Origin of the sequence: Streptomyces sp. OR43, assembly GCF_008042275.1 — a bacterium.
Lineage (GTDB): Bacteria > Actinomycetota > Actinomycetes > Streptomycetales > Streptomycetaceae > Streptomyces.
Genome location: NZ_RDBK01000043.1, coordinates 1056571 through 1074215 on the forward strand (window position 1 = coordinate 1056571; position 17645 = coordinate 1074215).

Genomic DNA, 17645 nt, shown 5'->3' on the forward strand with positions numbered 1-17645 from the left:
CGGCAGTGGACAGGGGCCCGACCGGAGAATCCGGCCGGGCCCCTGTCGGCAGCTCGGCCACGACGCCGGCGCGACCGCGCAGTGCCGCTGTTTGACCTTGACACGGTGGCAGGCCCTTCACTGCTTGCCGAGGAGGTGGTCGAGATGACGGCCATGAGACAGGACACGGACGCGTTGCAAGCGCTCCAGGGGCTGGAGGACAGCCGTTCCTCCGTGCGGCTGCGAGCCGCTCTGGCGGTCGGCACGGCGCCCGACCCGGGCTTCGTCGACACGCTCGTGCAGCGGTGCGGGGTCGAGCCCGACTTCTTCGTCCGCGACATGCTGACCTGGGCGCTCACCCGCCACCCGGTGTCCACGACGCTCCCCCGGGTGGTCCGTGAGCTCCGTTCGGAGCATGCGCAGGCCCGGAGCCAGGCACTGCACACCCTGTCCAAGATCGGGGACCGGCAGGCCTGGCCGGCCCTCACGCGGGCGCTGCTGTCCGACGCCGACCAGGAGGTCGCACGGACTGCCTGGAGGGCCGCGGTCGTGCTCGTACCGGAGGGCGAGGAGTCCGCCCTGGCCGTGGTGCTCGCGACGCAACTCGGGCGCGGGGACCGCGAGACGCGGCTGAGCCTCAGCCGCGCTCTGGTCGCACTGGGTGAGGTCACCGCACCGGCTCTGCGCGTGTCGTCAACGGCTCCCGACCCACAGGTGCGGGTACACGCACTCGCCACACAGCGACTGCTGCGCGATCCGGACGCCGGGTTCGAGTTCGCGATCGAGGAGGCGAAGCGCGTCGTCGCCCTCGGCGGGCACGGCCAGGGGTGACAATGGGACGTGTTGATCGGTGAGGTGGCGCAAAGGTCCGGGGTCAGTGCCCGGATGCTCCGGCATTACGAGTCGCTCGGTCTGGTACGGCCGTCGGGCCGGACGGGGTCCGGCTACCGGGAGTACTCCGGAGAGGACATCCGGCGCATCTTCCACATCGAGAGCCTGCGGTCGCTGGGCCTGTCGCTGCGTGAGGCCGGACGCGCGCTCGACGATCCGGGCTTCACGCCCTCGGAACTCGTCGGCGATCTCATCCGTCAGACCCGCGAACGCATCGCGGCCGAGACCGACCTGCTCACGCGGCTGAGCCGGATCGACGCCGCGGATCCCGTCGGCTGGGAGGGCGTCCTCCAGGTCGTCGCGCTTCTCCAGGCCCTGGGTTCGAAGAGCCCCGACGCGCGCCAACGCGCGGCCCTCGCCTCGGGCGACGAGGTTCCGATTCCGGTGGAGGCACTGGTCGAGGCAGCGCTGAGCGAGGCCGATACGAACGTGGCCGGAGCTCTGCGATGGGCCCTGGCCCGATCCGGCGACGGCGTTCCCGGACTGCTCGCGCGGGGCCTCGGCTCGCCGGTTGCCGCGGTACGGGAGCGTGCTGTCCGGTCACTCGCCGAGATTCCGGGTGAGGACGCGACCGAGGAGCTGCGGCACGCCCTGGCGAATGCCGACATCGTGGTCCGCGGGCACGCGGCTCTGGCCCTCGGCACACGTGGCGAGACCGAGGCGGTCCCGGTCCTCGTCGCCATGATCGTGGACGGCGGGAACGACACCGATGCGGCCGACGCCCTGAGCGTGCTCGCCGGCGACGCCGCGACGGCGGACGGGATCGCGACGGAACTCGTCGGCCGTCTGACGGACGACTCCACCGGAGCAGCTGCCCGCGGGCGGCTGACGCAGGCGCTGGCCGCCGTTCCGGGGGCGGTGGCGTCATCCGCCCTCGTGGAACTGTCGCGTGACGGGGACCGTGCCGTCGCGCTGACCGCGACCTACCTTCTGCGGCTGCGGGGCGGACGGTAGCGCCCGGTTGACTCCCCGGTCCGCAGCCCCACACGCGCGGGCCCGGCACGCAACGTCCGCCGCACGCCGGAAAGCGTCTCCCGGCGTGCGGCGTGCGGCGTCCCGTGGGCCGGTCAGGGCAGGATCTCGACGTACCCATCCGTTCCATGCACACGGATCCGCTGCCCGTCCCGGATCAGCCGGGTGGCCTGCTGCACGCCCACGACCGCCGGCAAGCCGTACTCCCGCGCGATCACCGCGCCATGGGTCATCACGCCGCCCACCTCAGTCACCAGGCCCGCGATCCCGACGAACAGCGGCGACCAGCTGGGGTCCGTGAAGGCCGTGACCAGGATGTCGCCCGCTTCGAGATCGGCCTCCGACATGTCGAGGATGACGCGGGCCCTTCCCTCGATCGTCCCGGCGGAGACAGGGACACCGGTCAGAGCACCGGCCGGCACGTCGTCGCGCCGGTACGCCCCCGTGAGCGCCTCACCGTCCGAAGTGAGAACCCGCGGCGGTGTGAGCGCGTGGTACGACCGGAAGGCGTCCTTGCGGCGCTGGATCAGCCGGTCGTCCAGCCGGTTCGAGCGCACGACGTCGTGGAGCTCCTGGAACGTGAGGTAGAAGATGTCCTCCCTGTCGCGGAGCACGTCGTCCTCGACGAGGCGCTCGGCCTCCCGCAGCAGGGCCTGCTTGTAGACGAAGGTACGGCTGACGATGCCGTACTTCGGATACTCCCGGTACCCGATGAACGTCCTCACCCGGTCGATCATCCGCTTGGCCTCGTCAGCCTTCTGATTCCCGTCCGGCAGAACCCGCAGGCGTGAGAGCACCTCTTGTTCCTTCTTCTCCGCCCGCTCCCGCCCTTCTTCGAACCGCCGCCCGGCAGCGCCTGGATCGAAGTTCCTGACGTTGTCGAGGATCACGGGCACGAGCGTGGTGGGGCGTTCGCGCCAGCGTGGCCTCGTGATGTCGATCTCGCCGACGCAGCGCATGCCGTACCGGTCGAGGTAGGCCTCGATGGCGTCGCGTGCTTCGGGCCCGCCCTCGACTTTCGCCAGTTCGTCGAGGAAGGCGTCGTCCTCGACGTGTTCGACGCCCCGGAGGAAGTCCACCACCTCCGACCGCGGGCGGATCACGTCCGCGACGTCGAGCAGCGCCAGCCCCATCTCCGACGTGACGTTGTCAGGAGCGGACAGCGTGAGCGTGTCGGCCGCGTTCTTCTCGCCCAGCCACTCCTCCAGCTTGTCGTTGAGCCACCAGCTGGCCTCCATACCGGCCATGATCACCTGCATGCTCAGCCGGTCGCCGAGGACGCGTTTGTGCTCCTCGAAGGCCTCCAGCAGGAAGTCGAACAGCGCCGGTCCGGTCTTTGTCCGGATATCGCGCTCCAGGGCGGCGACCGACGCCCGGCTGACCTCGATCAGGCCGGTGACGATGGCCGGATCGGTGTCGATCGGGGCGGGCGCACCTCCGGCCGGCGGCTTCCCGGGGCCTGGGTCGGGGAGCGAAGGGACGAAGTCGTCACGGTCGAGGACGGTCTCCAGGGCGTCCCTGACCAGCGGATCGCCCTTCCCCATGATGTCCAGGAGGGCGGCGCGGCTCGCGGGCGAGGCCAGACGCGCGGTGACGTCGACGAACAGCCTTCCGCCGGCCTCGTGCATCGCCACCATGGCTGTCCGCTGCCACATGGAGAACCCCAGCGGCTTCATGGGGTCGGTCATCATCTGCTGATGGCCCACGGAGACGTAGACGTGGTTGTCCTGGTCGTCGGTCTCGGGGACGGGGAACAGGGTGGTGACCGGCCGGCTCTGAACGATCTGGAAGCCGTCGTGGACGAGACACCACTCGATGTCCTGCGGGCGGCCGAAATGTGCTTCGATCCGCCGCCCGAGCCCCACGAGGCGCACCACCTGCGCGTCCGTCAGCGCAGGCCGCTCCTGGCGCTGTGCGTCGATCGCCACTTCCTGCGTGCCGCCGTCCGGCAGGGCGACCACGGCACGCTCCTTGGCGGCGATGGTCCTGGCGGCGACCTCGCCGTCCCGGACCTTGAAGACGTCCGGGTTCACCAGGCCGGAGACCAGTGCCTCACCGAGGCCGAAGCCGGCGTCGACGGTGGCGACCTTGCGGTTGCCGGTGACGGGGTCGGCGGTGAAGAGGATGCCGGCGGCCTCCGGGAAGACCATCTGCTGGACGACCACGGCCATCTGGACCGTGCGGTGGTCGATGCCGTTGCGCTGACGGTAGGTCACGGCCCGCTCGGTGAAGAGCGAGGCCCAGCACCTGCTGATGTGCCGGAGGATCGCCTCCGGGCCCAGGACGTTCAGGTACGTGTCCTGCTGGCCGGCGAACGAGGCCGTCGGCAGGTCCTCCGCCGTCGCGCTGGACCGGACCGCGTAGGCGGCGCTGTCGCCGAGCCGGGCGAGCGCGCGGGTGATCACCGCCGCGAGATCGGCCGGGACGGCGACCCCTTCGATGGTCCGGCGGATCTGCGCACTGAGCGTGCGGATCGTCTCCCGGTCGTCGGGGTCCAGACGCGACAACTCATCGAGCCGATCGTCGATCGACGGCGCTTCCGCCATGACGCGCCTGAAGGCGTCCGTCGTCACACAGAAGCCGGGCGGCACCCGGACACCCTCGATCTGCGACAGCCCGCCCAGGTGCGCGCCCTTGCCACCGACGAGTGCCACCTGCGTCTCGTCAGCCTCTTGCAGATCCCGCACGTACTGCTCGTTCATCGCGATACCTCCGAGGCAGTCGTGGCCCATTGCCCTGCACCGGCCGATCGAATCACAGCCGCCTCCCCCTGCGCCGTACCTCTTGCCAGCCACGTCGTCGTCACCGGCTGCCCTCCGTCCGACGGCCCGAGCGGCGCGCACACGCGCACCACCCCGCCGCAGACCCACACTCGCGCGGCTGCGTCCACCACTTCTCCGACGTCACCGCGTCCCCCATACATCGACAACTCACGCACGTCGTGCTCCCAAATCCGCAGGCTGTGGCCTCGGCGGACGATTCTGCGCCACCACCGGGGCCTTGCCGCAAGCCCCCCAGTGCGCTATACGTTAGGAGTGGCAAGGAGAGTGATCTCCTTGCCTTTCTCCTGTGCCGCCTCCTGCGGCCGACAGCCCGTCCGGCCACCGGACGCGCGTGAGCGAGCCCGTCTCCGTGCCGTCGGCTCGCCGTCTCCTGCCCGCGGCTTCACCAGAGGTGGAGCTCCGGCTCCCCATGCTCTCCGTCTCGGCCGGGACGGGTACGAGTCTGCCGTTCCGTTCGCTGCGCGTTCGCGTGGAGTTGCGCCAATGGACCATCAGAGTTGACGTGCACACGCCTTGACGAGTGACGGCCGGGACACGCACCGTTGCTGAGCGGATCTTTCCCAGGGGGGTACATGAACAGCAAGGTCCTCGGCACGGCTACAGTCCTGGCCCTCTTGGCCGTGCTGGGCGCATCGCCCGCGCCCGCTTCTTCCGAGCCGCGTCCCGGGCCGGCGCGTGCTCTGCCGCTGGGTGCCGCAGGCCTGGCCGAGACGCGCAGCACGCGGACGCTGCAGCCCGGTGTCACCCTCACACGGATCGTGCGCGGTGCCGATGCTCCGGCGCTTGCGTGGACCGTCGAGGTGTCGATACCCGGCGGTGCCACCTCGCCGGATCCCGACGCGCCGCCGACGGCGCTCAAGGACCGGGCCAGTGCCGATGAACTGACCGCGGACATCGAGCGGGACGGTTTCGACGCCCGCGCCGAGCAGGTCATGACGCCGGCCGTCGCCGACTACGCCGGCGGATCGCTCGGGTGGCGGGTCCGGGTCGGGCGGTTCGGCACGCAGGCCGCGGCGGCGGCCGAGCTCACCCTGCTGAGGAAGGCCGGCTACGCCGGGTCCGCCGTGTACACCGGCTGGGACGGCGAGCCGACGGACCGTGGTCCGTGGCGGATCGACGTGCTCACCATCGACCCGGGCCGGTTCAGCGGCCGGCTCGAAGCGTCGTACGGCCCCGATCTGGAGAACCGCGAGAAGACCAGTGAGCTGGCGGCCGCGGCCGGTGCGACCGCGGGGGTCAACGCCGGTTTCTTCGTGCTCGATCCGAAGGCGGGCGCACCGGGTGATCCGGCCGGTGTCGGCGTCTACGACGGCCGGGTCCTGAGCGAGCCGGTCAACGGTCGGCCCGGCCTGGTGATTCACGGCAACGGCCGGCACAGCACGGTGGCCCGGCTGACCTGGGCGGGGCGTGTCGTCGGCCGGGGCGTGTCGCAGGCGCTGGACGGCGTCGACCGCGTTCCGGGCCTGATCCGGAACTGCGGCGGCACCGCGGACGACACGCCGACCTCACTGCCCCTGCACGACGTCACGTGCTCCGACCACGACGAACTCGTCGCGTTCACGCCCGACTACGGGCGGCAGACGCCGCATGGCGAGGGCACCGAGGCCGTACTGGACACCCGCGGCCGCGTCCTGGAACTGCGGTCGCCGCGCGGCGGACCGCTGCCGGAGGGCGGCAGCTCCGTTCAGGCGACCGGCACCCGCGTCGCCCAGCTGACCGCCCTCGCCCGGGTAGGCCGGCCCCTGCGCGTCGAGAAGACGTTGCGGGACGGCAACGGCCACAAGGTGTCGCCGTCACCGACGACCAGCATCCTCAACGGAGGCCCCGAACTGGTCCGGGACGGGCGCCTGCACGTCACGCCCGCCGCCGACGGGATGGTGCAGTCCGGCAATCCGAGCTTCTACTACGGCTGGATGCACAAGCGGAATCCGCGCACGCTGGCCGGGGTCGACGCCGCGGGCCGGACCGTTCTGGTCACGGCCGACGGGCGCAGCACCGGCGCCCTCGGGCTGAGCATCCCCGAGAGCGCCGCCGTGGCCCGGGCACTCGGCCTGCGCGACGCGGTCAATCTCGACGGCGGCGGGTCGACCACGATGGTGGTCGACGGAGTCATGATCAACGATCCGTCCGACGCGGCCGGTGAACGCCCCGTCGGGGACGCGCTGCTGATCCTGCCCGACCGGAGCTGACCAGACCGCGGGCCGGGACGGGAAGACCCCGGCTCGCAGCCCCCACCGTCCACCGACAGGAGTCGCCATGACCGCCGTTCCGATCCGAAGAGCCCGCCTGCTGCTCATCGTGGGGGCACTGCTGTTCACACTGATGTCGAACGCGTCCGTGTCGGCCGCCGCGGAGCCCGGCGGGGCCGCCCCGTCCCGGGGTGCCGAGGTCGTCGCCGTCACCCAGGCCGCCGACCGGCAGGTCGACCTGTCGGTTCGTTCTCCGGCGCTCGGAGGCCGGACGGTGAACGTGCGCCTGCTCACGCCGGACGGCTGGGATCCGGGCGACCGGAGCCGGCACTGGCCGACTCTCTGGCTGCTGCACGGCTGCTGCGGGGACTACACGTCGTGGACCGCCAAGACCGATGTCGCGCAGACCGACAGTCTGCGCGACGTCCTCGTGGTCATGCCGGAGGCCGGCTGGAACGGCTGGTACAGCGACTGGTGGAACTACGGCCGGGGCAGCGACCCGGCGTGGGAGACCTTCCACACCAAGGAACTGCGTCGCCTGCTCGAACAGGGCTGGGGGGCGAGCAGCAATCGCGTCGTGGCGGGACTGTCGATGGGCGGCCAGGGCGCCCTGATGTACGCCGCCCGGCACCCCGGCATGTTCAAGGCGGCCGCCTCGTACTCCGGCTCCGCGCATCCACTGCTCGACGACGAGTCGGTCAACCGCATCATGGGGTACTTCGCCGGTCAGGGCGACGACCCGCTGCGGGTCTGGGGCGATCCGGTCGCGCAACGCGATGTCTGGGCGGCCCACGACCCGTTCCATCTGGCCAAGCGCCTCAGGTCGACCCCGGTCTACCTGTCCTGCGGCGACGGCACCGCCGGTCCGCTGGATCCGCCGGGCAGCACGAACGCCCTGGAGGCGGACTTCAACCGGCAGAACCACGCCCTGGCGAGCGAGCTCGAACGCGTCGGCGCACGGCAGGTGGTCACTCACTTCTACGGGCCGGGCACCCACCGCTGGGGGTACTGGGAGCGCGAGTTGCACGCGTCACTGCCGATGCTGCTCCATGCTCTGCGGACCGACCGCTGAGCGGGTACGGACAGCTGCGGCCACCCCCGTGGCCGCCGGCGCCCCGCCGCGCGCACGACTCGACCCGGCCGTGCCCCGCGCCCTGCACGGTCCGGGCGGGTGGCCGCTCGTAGGGTGACGCGGGTGATCGTTCGCGAGGGTGCGGTGAGTACGGGCAGTGGCCGGCGTCCCGGTTATCCGGCTGCGGCTGTGGTGTTCGCCATCGGGATGGCAGGGACCACGCTGCCCACTCCCCTGTACGGGCTCTATCAGCAGAAGATCGGGTTCTCCGAGCTGATGGTGACCGTCGTGTTCGCCGTGTACGCCGTGGCGGTGATCGCCGTGCTGATGCTCGTGGGCAACTACTCCGACAAGGTCGGCCGCAGACCCGTGCTGCTGTGCGCCATGGGGCTGTCGGCGGCGAGCGCGGGCTGCTTCCTGCTGGAGAGCGGGCTCCCGCTGCTCTTCGCGGGCCGCCTGCTGTCCGGCGGCGCGGCCGGGCTGCTGAGCGGCGCGGCGACCGCGGCGGTCCTGGAGCTCGCCCGCCCGGGGCAGAAGGCGCGGGCCGGGTTCGCTGCGACGGCCGCGAACATGGGCGGGCTGGGTTGCGGGCCGCTGCTGTCCGGCTTCCTGGCCGAGTACACGCCGTGGCCCCTGATGCTGCCGTTCTGGGTTCATCTGGGGCTGGTGGCCGTGGCGTGCGGGATCACCTGGCGTCTGCCGGAGACCGTGGCGCATCCCCGGCGGTGGCCGCGTCCGGCGCCTCAGGGCGTGGCGGTTCCGCCCGAGGTGAAGGGGGTGTTCGCGCGCGCCTCGCTGGCGGCGTTCGCCGGCTTCGCCCTGCTCGGGCTGTTCACCGCGGTCGCGCCGAGCTTCGCCACGCAGACGCTGGGCGTGGACAACCTGGCGGTGACCGGAGCCGTCGTGTTCTCCGTCTTTCTGGCGTCGACCGTCGGACAGTCGCTGAGCGGGCGCGTCGGCGCCCGCCTCGCGCTGCCACTGGGGTGCGGTGCGCTCGTCGTCGGTCTTCTGCTGGTGGCGTCCTCGCTGGTCGCGGAGTCCCTGCCGCTGCTCGTCCTCGGCGCCCTGTGCGGGGGCACCGGGCAGGGCCTGTCCTTTCGGGCGGCACTCACCCTGGTCAGCGACGCCGCACCGGCGACACACCGGGGCGGCACCATTTCGGCGTTCTTCGTCGTCGCGTACACCGGCATCTCGGTGCCCGTGGTCGGTGTCGGTGCGCTGGCCACGTGGCTGGGCCTTCGCGAGGCCGGGCTGATCTTCACGGGCTGCGTCATCCTGCTGGCGGCAGGCGCGGGAACCTACTCCGCCCTCAGGCCGCCGACGCCCGCGTAGCCGGTTTCCGGTGACCGGACCGGCTGCCGGGCCCCCGTTCGCACGAGGGGTGCAGCGGTGACCGGGACATGGGAAGGGCGCGGTCAGTGTGCTGACCGCGCCCTTCCGACTGCGTGGGGGTGTCGGGTGGTTCAGTGCGCGACGGCGGGGATCTTCGTTTCCTCCTGCGCTCCCTCCGGGGCACGCGAGGTGGCCGCAGGACCGCCCTGGTGACCGGCCTTGATCATGGTCAGCGCGATGGCGGCGGCGACAACCAGGATTCCGACAGCCCACCAGGTGGCGCTGGAGTATCCGCGCACCATGGCCTGTGCCTGAACCAGCTTCTGTGCGGCCGGAGTCGTCGCACCCGCCGCATGCGCGGCGAGGTACGCGGTCGTGGCCGAGGCCGCGATGGTGTTCAGGAGCGCGGTGCCGATGGCGCCGCCCACCTGCTGCGAGGTGTTGACCATCGCGGAGGCGACTCCGGCGTCACGCGGCTCGACGCCGTGGGTGGCGAGCGACATCGCGGGCATGAACGCCGTGCCCATGCCGAGTCCGAGCAGCAGCAGTCCCGGCAGCACCAGTCCGGCGTACGAGCTGCCGATGTCCATCTGCGTCAGGAACAGCATTCCGGTCGCGGCGACCAGGAAGCCCGGGCCCATGAGCAGTCGCGGCGGAACCCTCGTCATCAGCCGGGCGCCGATCTGGGTGGAGCCCGTGATCATGCCGGCGACCATCGGGAGGAACGCCAGACCGGTCCTGATCGGCGAGTAGCCCTGGACGATCTGCAGGTAGTAGGTGAGGAACAGGAAGGTGCCGAACATCGCGATGACGGCGAGGCCGAGCGAGAGGTAGACACCGCCGCGGTTGCGGTCGGCGGGTACGCGCAGGGGCAGCAGTGGCGCCTTGACCCTGGCCTCGGTGACCAGGAACGCGCCGAGCAAAGCCGCGGAGGCCACGAACATGCCGATCGTCAGCGCGTCGGACCAGCCTGCGGACTCGGCGCGCGTGAAGCCGTAGACGAGGGAGACCAGGCCGAGGCTGGAGAGGACGACGCCGGGGATGTCGAGCGGCGCGCGGTTGCGGCCGCCGGCCGGCTCACGGATCACGAAGTAGGCGCCCAGGGCCGCCACGATCGCGAAGGGAACGTTGACGAAGAAGGTCCAGCGCCAGTTCAGGTACTCGGTGAGGGTGCCGCCGAGGATGAAGCCCACGGCTCCGCCACCACCGGCGATCGCGCCGTAGATGCCGAATGCCTTGGCGCGCTCCCTGGCCTCGGTGAACGTCACCGCGAGCAGCGAGAGCGCCGCGGGTGCGAGCAGCGCGCCGAAGACGCCCTGGAGGGCGCGGGCGCCGAGCATCATGGCCTCGCCCTGGGCGGCGCCGCCGAGCACGGAGGCGGTGGCGAAGCCGGTCAGTCCGACGAGGAAGGCCCGCTTACGGCCCCAGAGGTCGGCGATGCGGCCGCCGAAGAGCAGCAGACCGCCGAAAGCCAGGGCGTAGGCGGTGATGACCCACTGCCGGTTGCCGTCCGAGATGCCCAGGTCCTGCTGGGCGGAGGGCAGCGCGATGTTCACGATGGTCGCGTCGAGCACGACCATCAGCTGTGCCAGGGCTATGAAGATCAGCGCCTTCCAGCGCTTCGGGTCGGGGCCCGCGTCGGCTTTTCCGGCGGACAGAGTTGTTTCGGACATGGAGGTACCCACTTCGGGACTCAATTCGGGACCAAGTTCGGGACTCAGTTCGGGACTGCGGAAGAATGCGGAGCTGCGGAAGGATGCGGGGCTGCGGAAGGACGCAGGGCTGCAAAAGGATTCGAGGCTGAGTTGCCGGGGGCGCCGAACATCATGGCGGCCTGAGCGCAGGCGTCGGCCTTGGTGCGGGTCCGGCCCGGTGTGCGGTCCTGCATGAGTCCACTCCCTCCCTGGGCTGCCGGTTGCGGGTCCGGATAGAATGAAACCGGAACACCGTTCAGCAATCACAATACGGAACATCGTTCCGGAGCGCAAAGGGAACCCCTTCCATGCCTGATCGCCCCACCGAGGAGCCGGTCGCCCGCCGTGTGCGGCCCGACGTCCAGCGCAACCTGGACGCCCTGCTGACCGCAGCCGCCGAGATCTTCGCGTCGGACGGCGTGGACGCCCCCGTGCGACGGATCACCGCCCGGGCCGGCGTGGGGGCGGGCACGCTCTACCGCCACTTCCCGCAGCGCTCCGACCTCATCACCGCCGTGTTCCGCCACGAGGTCGACGCCTGCGCCGAGGCCGCCCCCGCCCTCGCGGAGCAGCACGAACCGGTCGAAGCCCTCACCCTGTGGCTGCAGCGCTTCGCCCAGTTCGTCGCGGCCAAACGCGGCCTCAAGGCGGCTCTGCACTCGGGCGACCCCGCCTACGAGAGCCTGCCCGCCTACTTCCAGCAGCGCTTCCTCCCCGTCGTGACGGAACTCCTGGACAGTGCCGCCGCAGCCGGCGGGCTCCGCGCCGACATCCCCCCGCACGACCTGTTGCGCGCCATCAGCGATCTCGTCTCGCCGGACGACCAGGGCTACACGCGGCGCATGATCACGCTGCTCGTCAACGGCCTCCGTTACGGCACGGACGGCGCCCTCCCCCTGACCGCGGACGGCGAGCACGGCTGACCGGCCTCCGGACCTGATACGGACCGACTCCGACGTGAACGAGCAGACGCGGCCCGTGACCATCCGCGTGTTCATCGCCCTCGCCCCGCCCGACCCCGCGAAAGAAGAACTGGCCCGGGAACTTCTGCCTGCCTACGGCTCACATCCACGGATGCGCTGGAATCGCATCGAGGACTGGCACATCACCCTGGCGTTTCTCGGAGAGCTGCCTGTCGACACGGTCCCGCTCCTGCGTGCGCCGCTCGCCGGCATCGCAGCGGCGCATCCTTCACCGCGCCTTGCGCTGCGGGGCGGCGGAGACTTCGACGGCCGGGTCGTGTGGACCGGAGTCGACGGAGATCTGGACGCGCTGCACGAGTTGGCCGCCGACGTACGCACGGCGGTCAGGGACTGCGGAATCGCGCTCGCGGACCGGCCCCTGCGACCGCATCTCACGCTGGCCCGCGCACGCCGGGGTGACCAGTCCTCGGCAGCGGAGATCGCGGCGGGGCTCGCCGGATTCACCGGCCGTCCGTGGGGTGCCGAACGCCTCCATCTGGTCGGCAGCAACGCCGCGCGGAGCACTGGGCCGATCCACTATCGCGACATCACGGCATGGCCCCTCGGGTCCGGGGACCGCGGCGAAAGGTCCTCGCCGCCTCCGCCGGCCACGGGTTCGGTACGGACCGGCCAGGCCGGCCGGCACCGCCCATGACGGTTGATCACTGAACCGGCACCGGGGGCCGGGGCACCTGCTTCAGAGGGACTCGTCGCCTCGGCGGAACTCGTGGACGAGCTGGATCTCGCCGACGATGTGGGCGTTGAAGTCGTCCAGCTCCTCGGCCGGAACCCAGAGTTCGAGGATCGTCCGCCCGCCGGCCTGTTGCACGGGGTACCGGCTCAGGAACTCCGCCTCGACCTCGAATCGGGTGACGAAGCCGGCGCCGTCGTGCTTCACGTTCCAGTCGCGCGCGATCCGCACCGCATAGTCCTCGTTGAGAACCGGGTAGAAGATCGGCTGCTCGGGCAGCCGGGGCGGCCAGGCACGCCAGTTCAGCTCCCTGACCAGATCCAGCTCCACGGGTCCGGTGGGGCGCCAGAGGGTCGTCGTCGCTGTCCGCCCGGTCATCCGTATCGCTCTCCGCACGTGGGCCCCACCCATGTGTCGGGCCGGAAGCCGGACCTTACCGTCACCGCAAACTCACCGGCCACCTACTTCCCGCCGCCCCGACGACGGGTGGTCCGGCCGGCGGCGGCAAATGCGTGTGCCCGGGTGAGCGGGCCGCGCTATGGTCGTTCCCATGAACGTCACCGGCTCTCACACCACCGCGACCGCGCGAGCGACCAGCTCGCCGGTTGCCGCCGTCTGACTTTCCCTCCCCCCGGCGACCGGAAACGGTCCGTCGGCAACGCCGTGGAGCCTCTGGCCCCGGCCGGGTGACTGAACGGTCCCGTTCTCCGGTGCCTCCCCCGCTGTGACGCGAAGGAGCCATCCCATGCATACGGAAAAGCTGGTCAGCACGTTTGTCGAGTACTTCGAGGACCGCGGTCATCACCGGATCGTCGGCTCGACCCTGCTGCCCCCGCCCGGCGACCCCGTCCTGTTCACCACCTCCGGCATGCACCCGCTCAAGCCGTACCTGGAGGGCCGCCCCCATCCTCTGGGCAGGCGGCTGGTCAACGTACAGCGCTGTCTGCGCACCACGGACCTGGAAGAGATCGGCGACCCCACGCATCTGACGGTCTTCGAGATGCTCGGCACCTGGTCACTCGGCGACTACGAAGGTGCTCTCAGCCTCGACTGGGGGTACGGACTGCTCACCGAGGCCCTGGGCATCGATCCCGGCCGGCTCCACGCCACCGTCTACGCCGGCGACAGCCAGTGCGAGCAGGACACGCCGTCACTTCAGCTGTGGCAGGACCGCGGGGTCCCCGTCGAACTCACCGTGGAGCACAACTGGTGGCCCAACGGAGCCGTCGGACCGTGCGGTCCCGACTCGGAGATCTTCCTGTGGAACGGCGACGGCCCGCCCCGGTCGACGCCCACCCAGGACGACCGCTGGGTGGAGGTGTGGAACCACGTGATGATGAGGCACCGCCGCCTCGACGACGGGTCCCTCGTGCCTCTCCCCCAGCGGAACGTCGACACCGGGCTCGGCCTGGAGCGGCTGGCCGCCCTGCTCCAGGGCAAGTCGTCCGTGTTCGAGTCCGACCTCTTCGAGCCGTGGCGTCGCCTCGTTCCGCCGCTGTGGCAGCTGGACGAACCGTCGCTGCGCCTGCTCCTCGACCATCTGCGCTCGGCCGTCGTGGTGCTGGGCGACGGCGTGCGTCCGGCCAACACCGGGCGGGGCTACGTGCTGCGCCGCCTGGTGCGGCGGGTCCTCACCGCTCTGTGGCGGCAGGATCCCTCGTACGGTCTCGCCGACCTGCCCGACGACCTGGTCCGCCACACCCTGGACCACTTCCGGCAGGACCTCCCGCCGGCCGCCGTACATCAGGTGCTGCTCGACGAGGAGCGCCGGTTCGGGCTCCTCATGGAGCGCGGCCGGCAGGTACTCGCCCGGCCGCGGTTCCGAGGCCGGCTCACCGAGGAGGACCTCCATTACCTCCACGACACCCACGGCCTGCCCCGTGACCTGGTCACGAGCCTGCGCCAAGGCTGACCCGCCACGCACCAGTGGGGACGGCATCCGGGCTGCCGTCCCCCGGCCGTGCCGCTGGGCCCTGTCAGGTTCGCGGGCCCGGACCGGAACGGCGTGGCCGGCTCGGCCCGCGGCGCACGGGCAGCCTGCGCTCGCCCGCGCGCGGGTTTCGGCCGACTGCGCGGCGGCGCGCGGGCGTTGTCGGGTGCGGGGTCAGGGCCGCTCCGGTGATCCGGTGGGCTCCGAACGAGTGGAATCACCGGAGCGCGTATCCGCCGCGGCCTTCCGTCCGGGGCCCGGGTGGTGATGTTGCTCTCCGCTCCCCGACCTGGACGAGGCCCCCTGATATGCGACGTATCCCAGCTCGACGTCTGTTCGCCGCCGCATCCCTCGTGGCGACCCTGCTGGCGCCCATGGCGGTGGGCTCCGCTCCGTCGGTGCACGCCGCGGGTGTCGACCGGCACGGCCGGGACGACTGCCCGCCCGGTGGCCTCGGCCCCGAAGTGAACGCCCGGCTGGACAAGGCCGTCGAGGACGTCCGCCGACAGGCCGGCATTCCCGGTGTCGTCGTCGGGCTGTGGATGCCGGGCAAGGGCAGCTACGTCCGCGCGACCGGCGTCGCCGACAAGACCACCCGCGAGCCGATGGCCGCCGACTCCTACATCAGGATCGGCAGCGAGACCAAGACCTTCACCGTCACCGCTCTGCTCGAACTCGTCGACGACCATCGGATCCGGCTGGACGACCCGATCTCCAAGTACGTCCCCGGGGTGCGCGACGGCGACCGGATCACGCTCCGTCATCTCGCGGAGATGCGCAGCGGTCTGTTCCCGTACACCGCCGACGCGGACTTCACACACGACCTGCTCAGCAACCCGCAGCGCCACTTCACGCCGAAGGAACTGCTCGCGTACGGCATGAAGCACCGGAACACCTTCGAGCCGGGCGCGCAGTTCCAGTACTCCAACTCCAACCTCGTCCTGCTCGGCCTGGTGATCGAGAAGGTCAGCGGCCAACGGATCGAGGACGTCATCCACCATCGGGTGCTCCGCCCGTCCCGACTGCGCCATACACTCTTCCCGACGGGTCCCGGGTTCCCGGAGCCGCACCCGCGCGGCTACACCAACCAGACGCTGAGCGGTGAGACCGAGGACGCCACGGACTGGAATCCCAGCTGGGCCTGGTCCGCCGGCGCGATGATCTCCGGTCTGCAGGACCTGCGCCGGTGGGCCAGGACCGTCGCCACCGGAGAGCTGCTGAGCCCCGCGACGCAGGCGCAGCGGCTCAGGACTCTTCCCACGGGCATCCCGGGCTTGAGCTACGGGCTCGGCATCTTCGAGACCGGCGGCTGGATCGGGCACAACGGTTCCCTGCCGGGGTACGAGACCGTGACCGTGTACCTGCCCTCGCAGAGGGCCACCCTGGTCATCATGATCAATACGGACATCACCAGCGGGTCCCAGGAGCCGTCCACGCTGCTCGCCCGGGCCGTCACCGAGATCGTCACACCGGGCAACGTCTACGACGGTTCGGTCACGCCACGCTGAGCTTCCTTTCGTCGTACGGTCGTCGCACCTTGAGGGGACGGGTCCTGCGGCAGGCAGGGCAGACTGTCCATGTGACGACTCTGAGCAAGGGCGCCAACATGCCGGTGACGGCATCCACCGTGAGAGCCGTTCTGGGCTGGTCGCCGGGGTCCGGCGTGCCGGACGTGGATGCCTCCGCGCTGTTGCTGGCGAACAGCGGACGGGTCCGGTCCGACGACGACTTCGTCTTCTACAACCAGCCGCTGCACGCGTCCGGCGCCGTACGTCACCTCGGCAAGCAGGCGGGAGCCGACTCGCTCGATGTCGATCTGGGCGGGCTGGGACCGGACATCGAGCGGGTCGTTCTGTGCGCCTCGGCCGACGGGGGGACCTTCGGGCGGGTGCCCGGCCTTCATCTGCGTCTGCTCGACGCCGCGTCCGGTGTCGAGCTGGCCCGCTTCGACATGGCGGCCGGTGCGGAGACCGCCTATGTGAGCGGMGKGCMCTYCCYKCGGGCCGGCGGAAGGCCGTTCCTCGTCGACGCTGATCCCGAAGTCCGTCGCCAGTCCGGCCAGCCCGTCCGCGTATCCCTGGCCGACGGCGCGGAACTTCCACCCGCCGGCCCGTCGGTAGAGCTCACCGCTCACATAGGCGGTCTCCGCACCGGCCGCCATGTCGAAGCGGGCCAGCTCGACACCGGACGCGGCGTCGAGCAGACGCAGATGAAGGCCGGGCACCCGCCCGAAGGTCCCCCCGTCGGCCGAGGCGCACAGAACGACCCGCTCGATGTCCGGTCCCAGCCCGCCCAGATCGACATCGAGCGAGTCGGCTCCCGCCTGCTTGCCGAGGTGACGTACGGCGCCGGACGCGCGGAGCCTTCGATCCGGCTCACCAAGGGCGAGGAGAATCTGCCGGTCGACATGCGCAAGCGCCTGTCGCTGCGCAAGCAGCAGATCGCTGTCAGCCTGACCAAGCACGGCCTGCCGCGGCTGACCGCACGCGTCATCCTCGTGCTCGACGCGTCCGGGTCGATGGGCGGCCTCTACACACGCGGCACCATGGCCGGTGTCACCGAACGGATGGCGGCCGTCGCGGCCCAGCTCGACGACGACGGTGAGATGCAGGCCTGGACGTTCGCCAGCAATCCCGCCCGGCTGCCCGACCTGGTGGTCGGTGAACTGCCCGAATGGATCGCGCTGCACGTGCGTGTCGGTCAGGTCGGTCTCTTCGGCCGCAGGAAGCCGCCGCGGGGCCTGCGTCCTGGGCAGGTCGACATGCGCGCGGTCGGCATCCAGAACGAGGAGCAGAAGGTCATCGCCGAAGTGCGCGCCTTCGTGCGTGACCATCCGGTGCCCGACCCGACCCTGGTCCTGTTCTTCTCGGACGGGGGCGTGTACCGCAACGACGAGATCGAGCGGGAGTTGCGTGCGGCGGTGGAGGAGCCGGTCTTCTGGCAGTTCATCGGTCTCGGCCGGTCCCAGTACGGAGTGCTGGAACGCTTCGACACCTTGCCCGGCCGGCGGGTCGACAACGTCGGCTTCTTCGCCGCGGACGACATCGAGACGGTCCCTGACGCGGAGCTGTACGACAGGCTCCTGTCGGAGTTCCCGTCCTGGCTGAGGACCGTCCGGCAACTCGGCATCCTGCGCTGAGCCTTCACCGG

The 17645-nt window shown here is 71.0% G+C and carries 12 protein-coding genes and 3 pseudogenes; 11 read left to right on the plus strand and 4 right to left on the minus strand.

All coding sequences use genetic code 11. The features are described 5' to 3' along the window. Positions 1-144 precede the first annotated feature (144 nt). Both EAO72_RS23160 and EAO72_RS23165 read left to right on the plus strand, forming a co-directional pair. Positions 145-810 carry a HEAT repeat domain-containing protein gene (locus EAO72_RS23160; RefSeq protein WP_148019199.1) on the plus strand — a complete coding sequence of 222 codons (666 nt, stop codon included), beginning with the start codon at positions 145-147 and terminating at the stop codon, positions 808-810. Between the two features lie 9 nt (positions 811-819). Next, positions 820-1824: a MerR family transcriptional regulator gene (locus EAO72_RS23165; RefSeq protein ID WP_148019200.1), complete on the plus strand. Its 1005-nt coding sequence runs from the start codon at positions 820-822 to the stop codon at positions 1822-1824. 113 nt (positions 1825-1937) lie between these two features. Here the strand turns inward: EAO72_RS23165 and rph are convergent, their stop codons facing one another. After that, on the minus strand, positions 1938-4544 hold the full coding sequence (rph, locus tag EAO72_RS23170) for a rifamycin-inactivating phosphotransferase (RefSeq protein ID WP_148019201.1): 2607 nt from the start codon (positions 4542-4544) through the stop codon (positions 1938-1940). A 653-nt stretch (positions 4545-5197) separates the two neighbouring features. Between rph and EAO72_RS23175 the strand changes: the two genes are divergently transcribed. From EAO72_RS23175 to EAO72_RS23185, 3 genes are all read left to right on the plus strand, one after another. Continuing rightward, positions 5198-6814: a phosphodiester glycosidase family protein gene (locus tag EAO72_RS23175; RefSeq protein ID WP_148019202.1), complete on the plus strand. Its 1617-nt coding sequence runs from the start codon at positions 5198-5200 to the stop codon at positions 6812-6814. A gap of 67 nt (positions 6815-6881) precedes the next feature. Next, complete coding sequence (locus tag EAO72_RS23180; RefSeq protein ID WP_148019203.1) at positions 6882-7886, plus strand: alpha/beta hydrolase; 1005 nt, start codon at positions 6882-6884, stop codon at positions 7884-7886. A 126-nt stretch (positions 7887-8012) separates the two neighbouring features. After that, positions 8013-9218, plus strand: coding sequence for an MFS transporter (locus EAO72_RS23185; protein WP_148021981.1), 1206 nt, complete (start codon positions 8013-8015; stop codon positions 9216-9218). Between the two features lie 131 nt (positions 9219-9349). Here EAO72_RS23185 and EAO72_RS23190 read toward each other — a convergent pair whose 3' ends face one another. Further along, a complete protein-coding gene (locus tag EAO72_RS23190; protein WP_148019204.1) occupies positions 9350-10891 on the minus strand; it encodes an MFS transporter in 1542 nt (513 codons plus the stop codon). Between the two features lie 329 nt (positions 10892-11220). Here EAO72_RS23190 and EAO72_RS23195 point away from each other — a divergent pair, with 329 nt between their 5' ends. Then, on the plus strand, positions 11221-11835 hold the full coding sequence (locus tag EAO72_RS23195) for a TetR/AcrR family transcriptional regulator (RefSeq protein WP_148019205.1): 615 nt from the start codon (positions 11221-11223) through the stop codon (positions 11833-11835). Positions 11836-11869: 34 nt separating this feature from the next. Further along, a complete protein-coding gene (gene thpR / locus EAO72_RS23200; RefSeq protein ID WP_148019206.1) occupies positions 11870-12529 on the plus strand; it encodes an RNA 2',3'-cyclic phosphodiesterase in 660 nt (219 codons plus the stop codon). Positions 12530-12571: 42 nt separating this feature from the next. Here thpR and EAO72_RS23205 read toward each other — a convergent pair whose 3' ends face one another. Further along, positions 12572-12943: a hypothetical protein gene (locus tag EAO72_RS23205; RefSeq protein WP_148019207.1), complete on the minus strand. Its 372-nt coding sequence runs from the start codon at positions 12941-12943 to the stop codon at positions 12572-12574. A gap of 367 nt (positions 12944-13310) precedes the next feature. Between EAO72_RS23205 and EAO72_RS23215 the strand changes: the two genes are divergently transcribed. From EAO72_RS23215 to EAO72_RS23225, 3 genes and pseudogenes are all read left to right on the plus strand, one after another. Continuing rightward, positions 13311-14477: an alanine--tRNA ligase-related protein gene (locus EAO72_RS23215; protein WP_148019209.1), complete on the plus strand. Its 1167-nt coding sequence runs from the start codon at positions 13311-13313 to the stop codon at positions 14475-14477. 326 nt (positions 14478-14803) lie between these two features. Next, positions 14804-16003 carry a serine hydrolase domain-containing protein gene (locus tag EAO72_RS23220; protein ID WP_148019210.1) on the plus strand — a complete coding sequence of 400 codons (1200 nt, stop codon included), beginning with the start codon at positions 14804-14806 and terminating at the stop codon, positions 16001-16003. Between the two features lie 98 nt (positions 16004-16101). After that, positions 16102-16422, plus strand: a pseudogene (locus tag EAO72_RS23225) (TerD family protein); the annotation flags it as partial. Positions 16423-16593: 171 nt separating this feature from the next. Here EAO72_RS23225 and EAO72_RS23230 read toward each other — a convergent pair. After that, a pseudogene (locus EAO72_RS23230) lies at positions 16594-16959 on the minus strand (TerD family protein); the annotation flags it as partial. Positions 16960-17034: 75 nt separating this feature from the next. Here EAO72_RS23230 and EAO72_RS23235 point away from each other — a divergent pair. After that, positions 17035-17634: pseudogene (locus tag EAO72_RS23235) on the plus strand (vWA domain-containing protein); the annotation flags it as partial. Positions 17635-17645 lie beyond the last annotated feature (11 nt).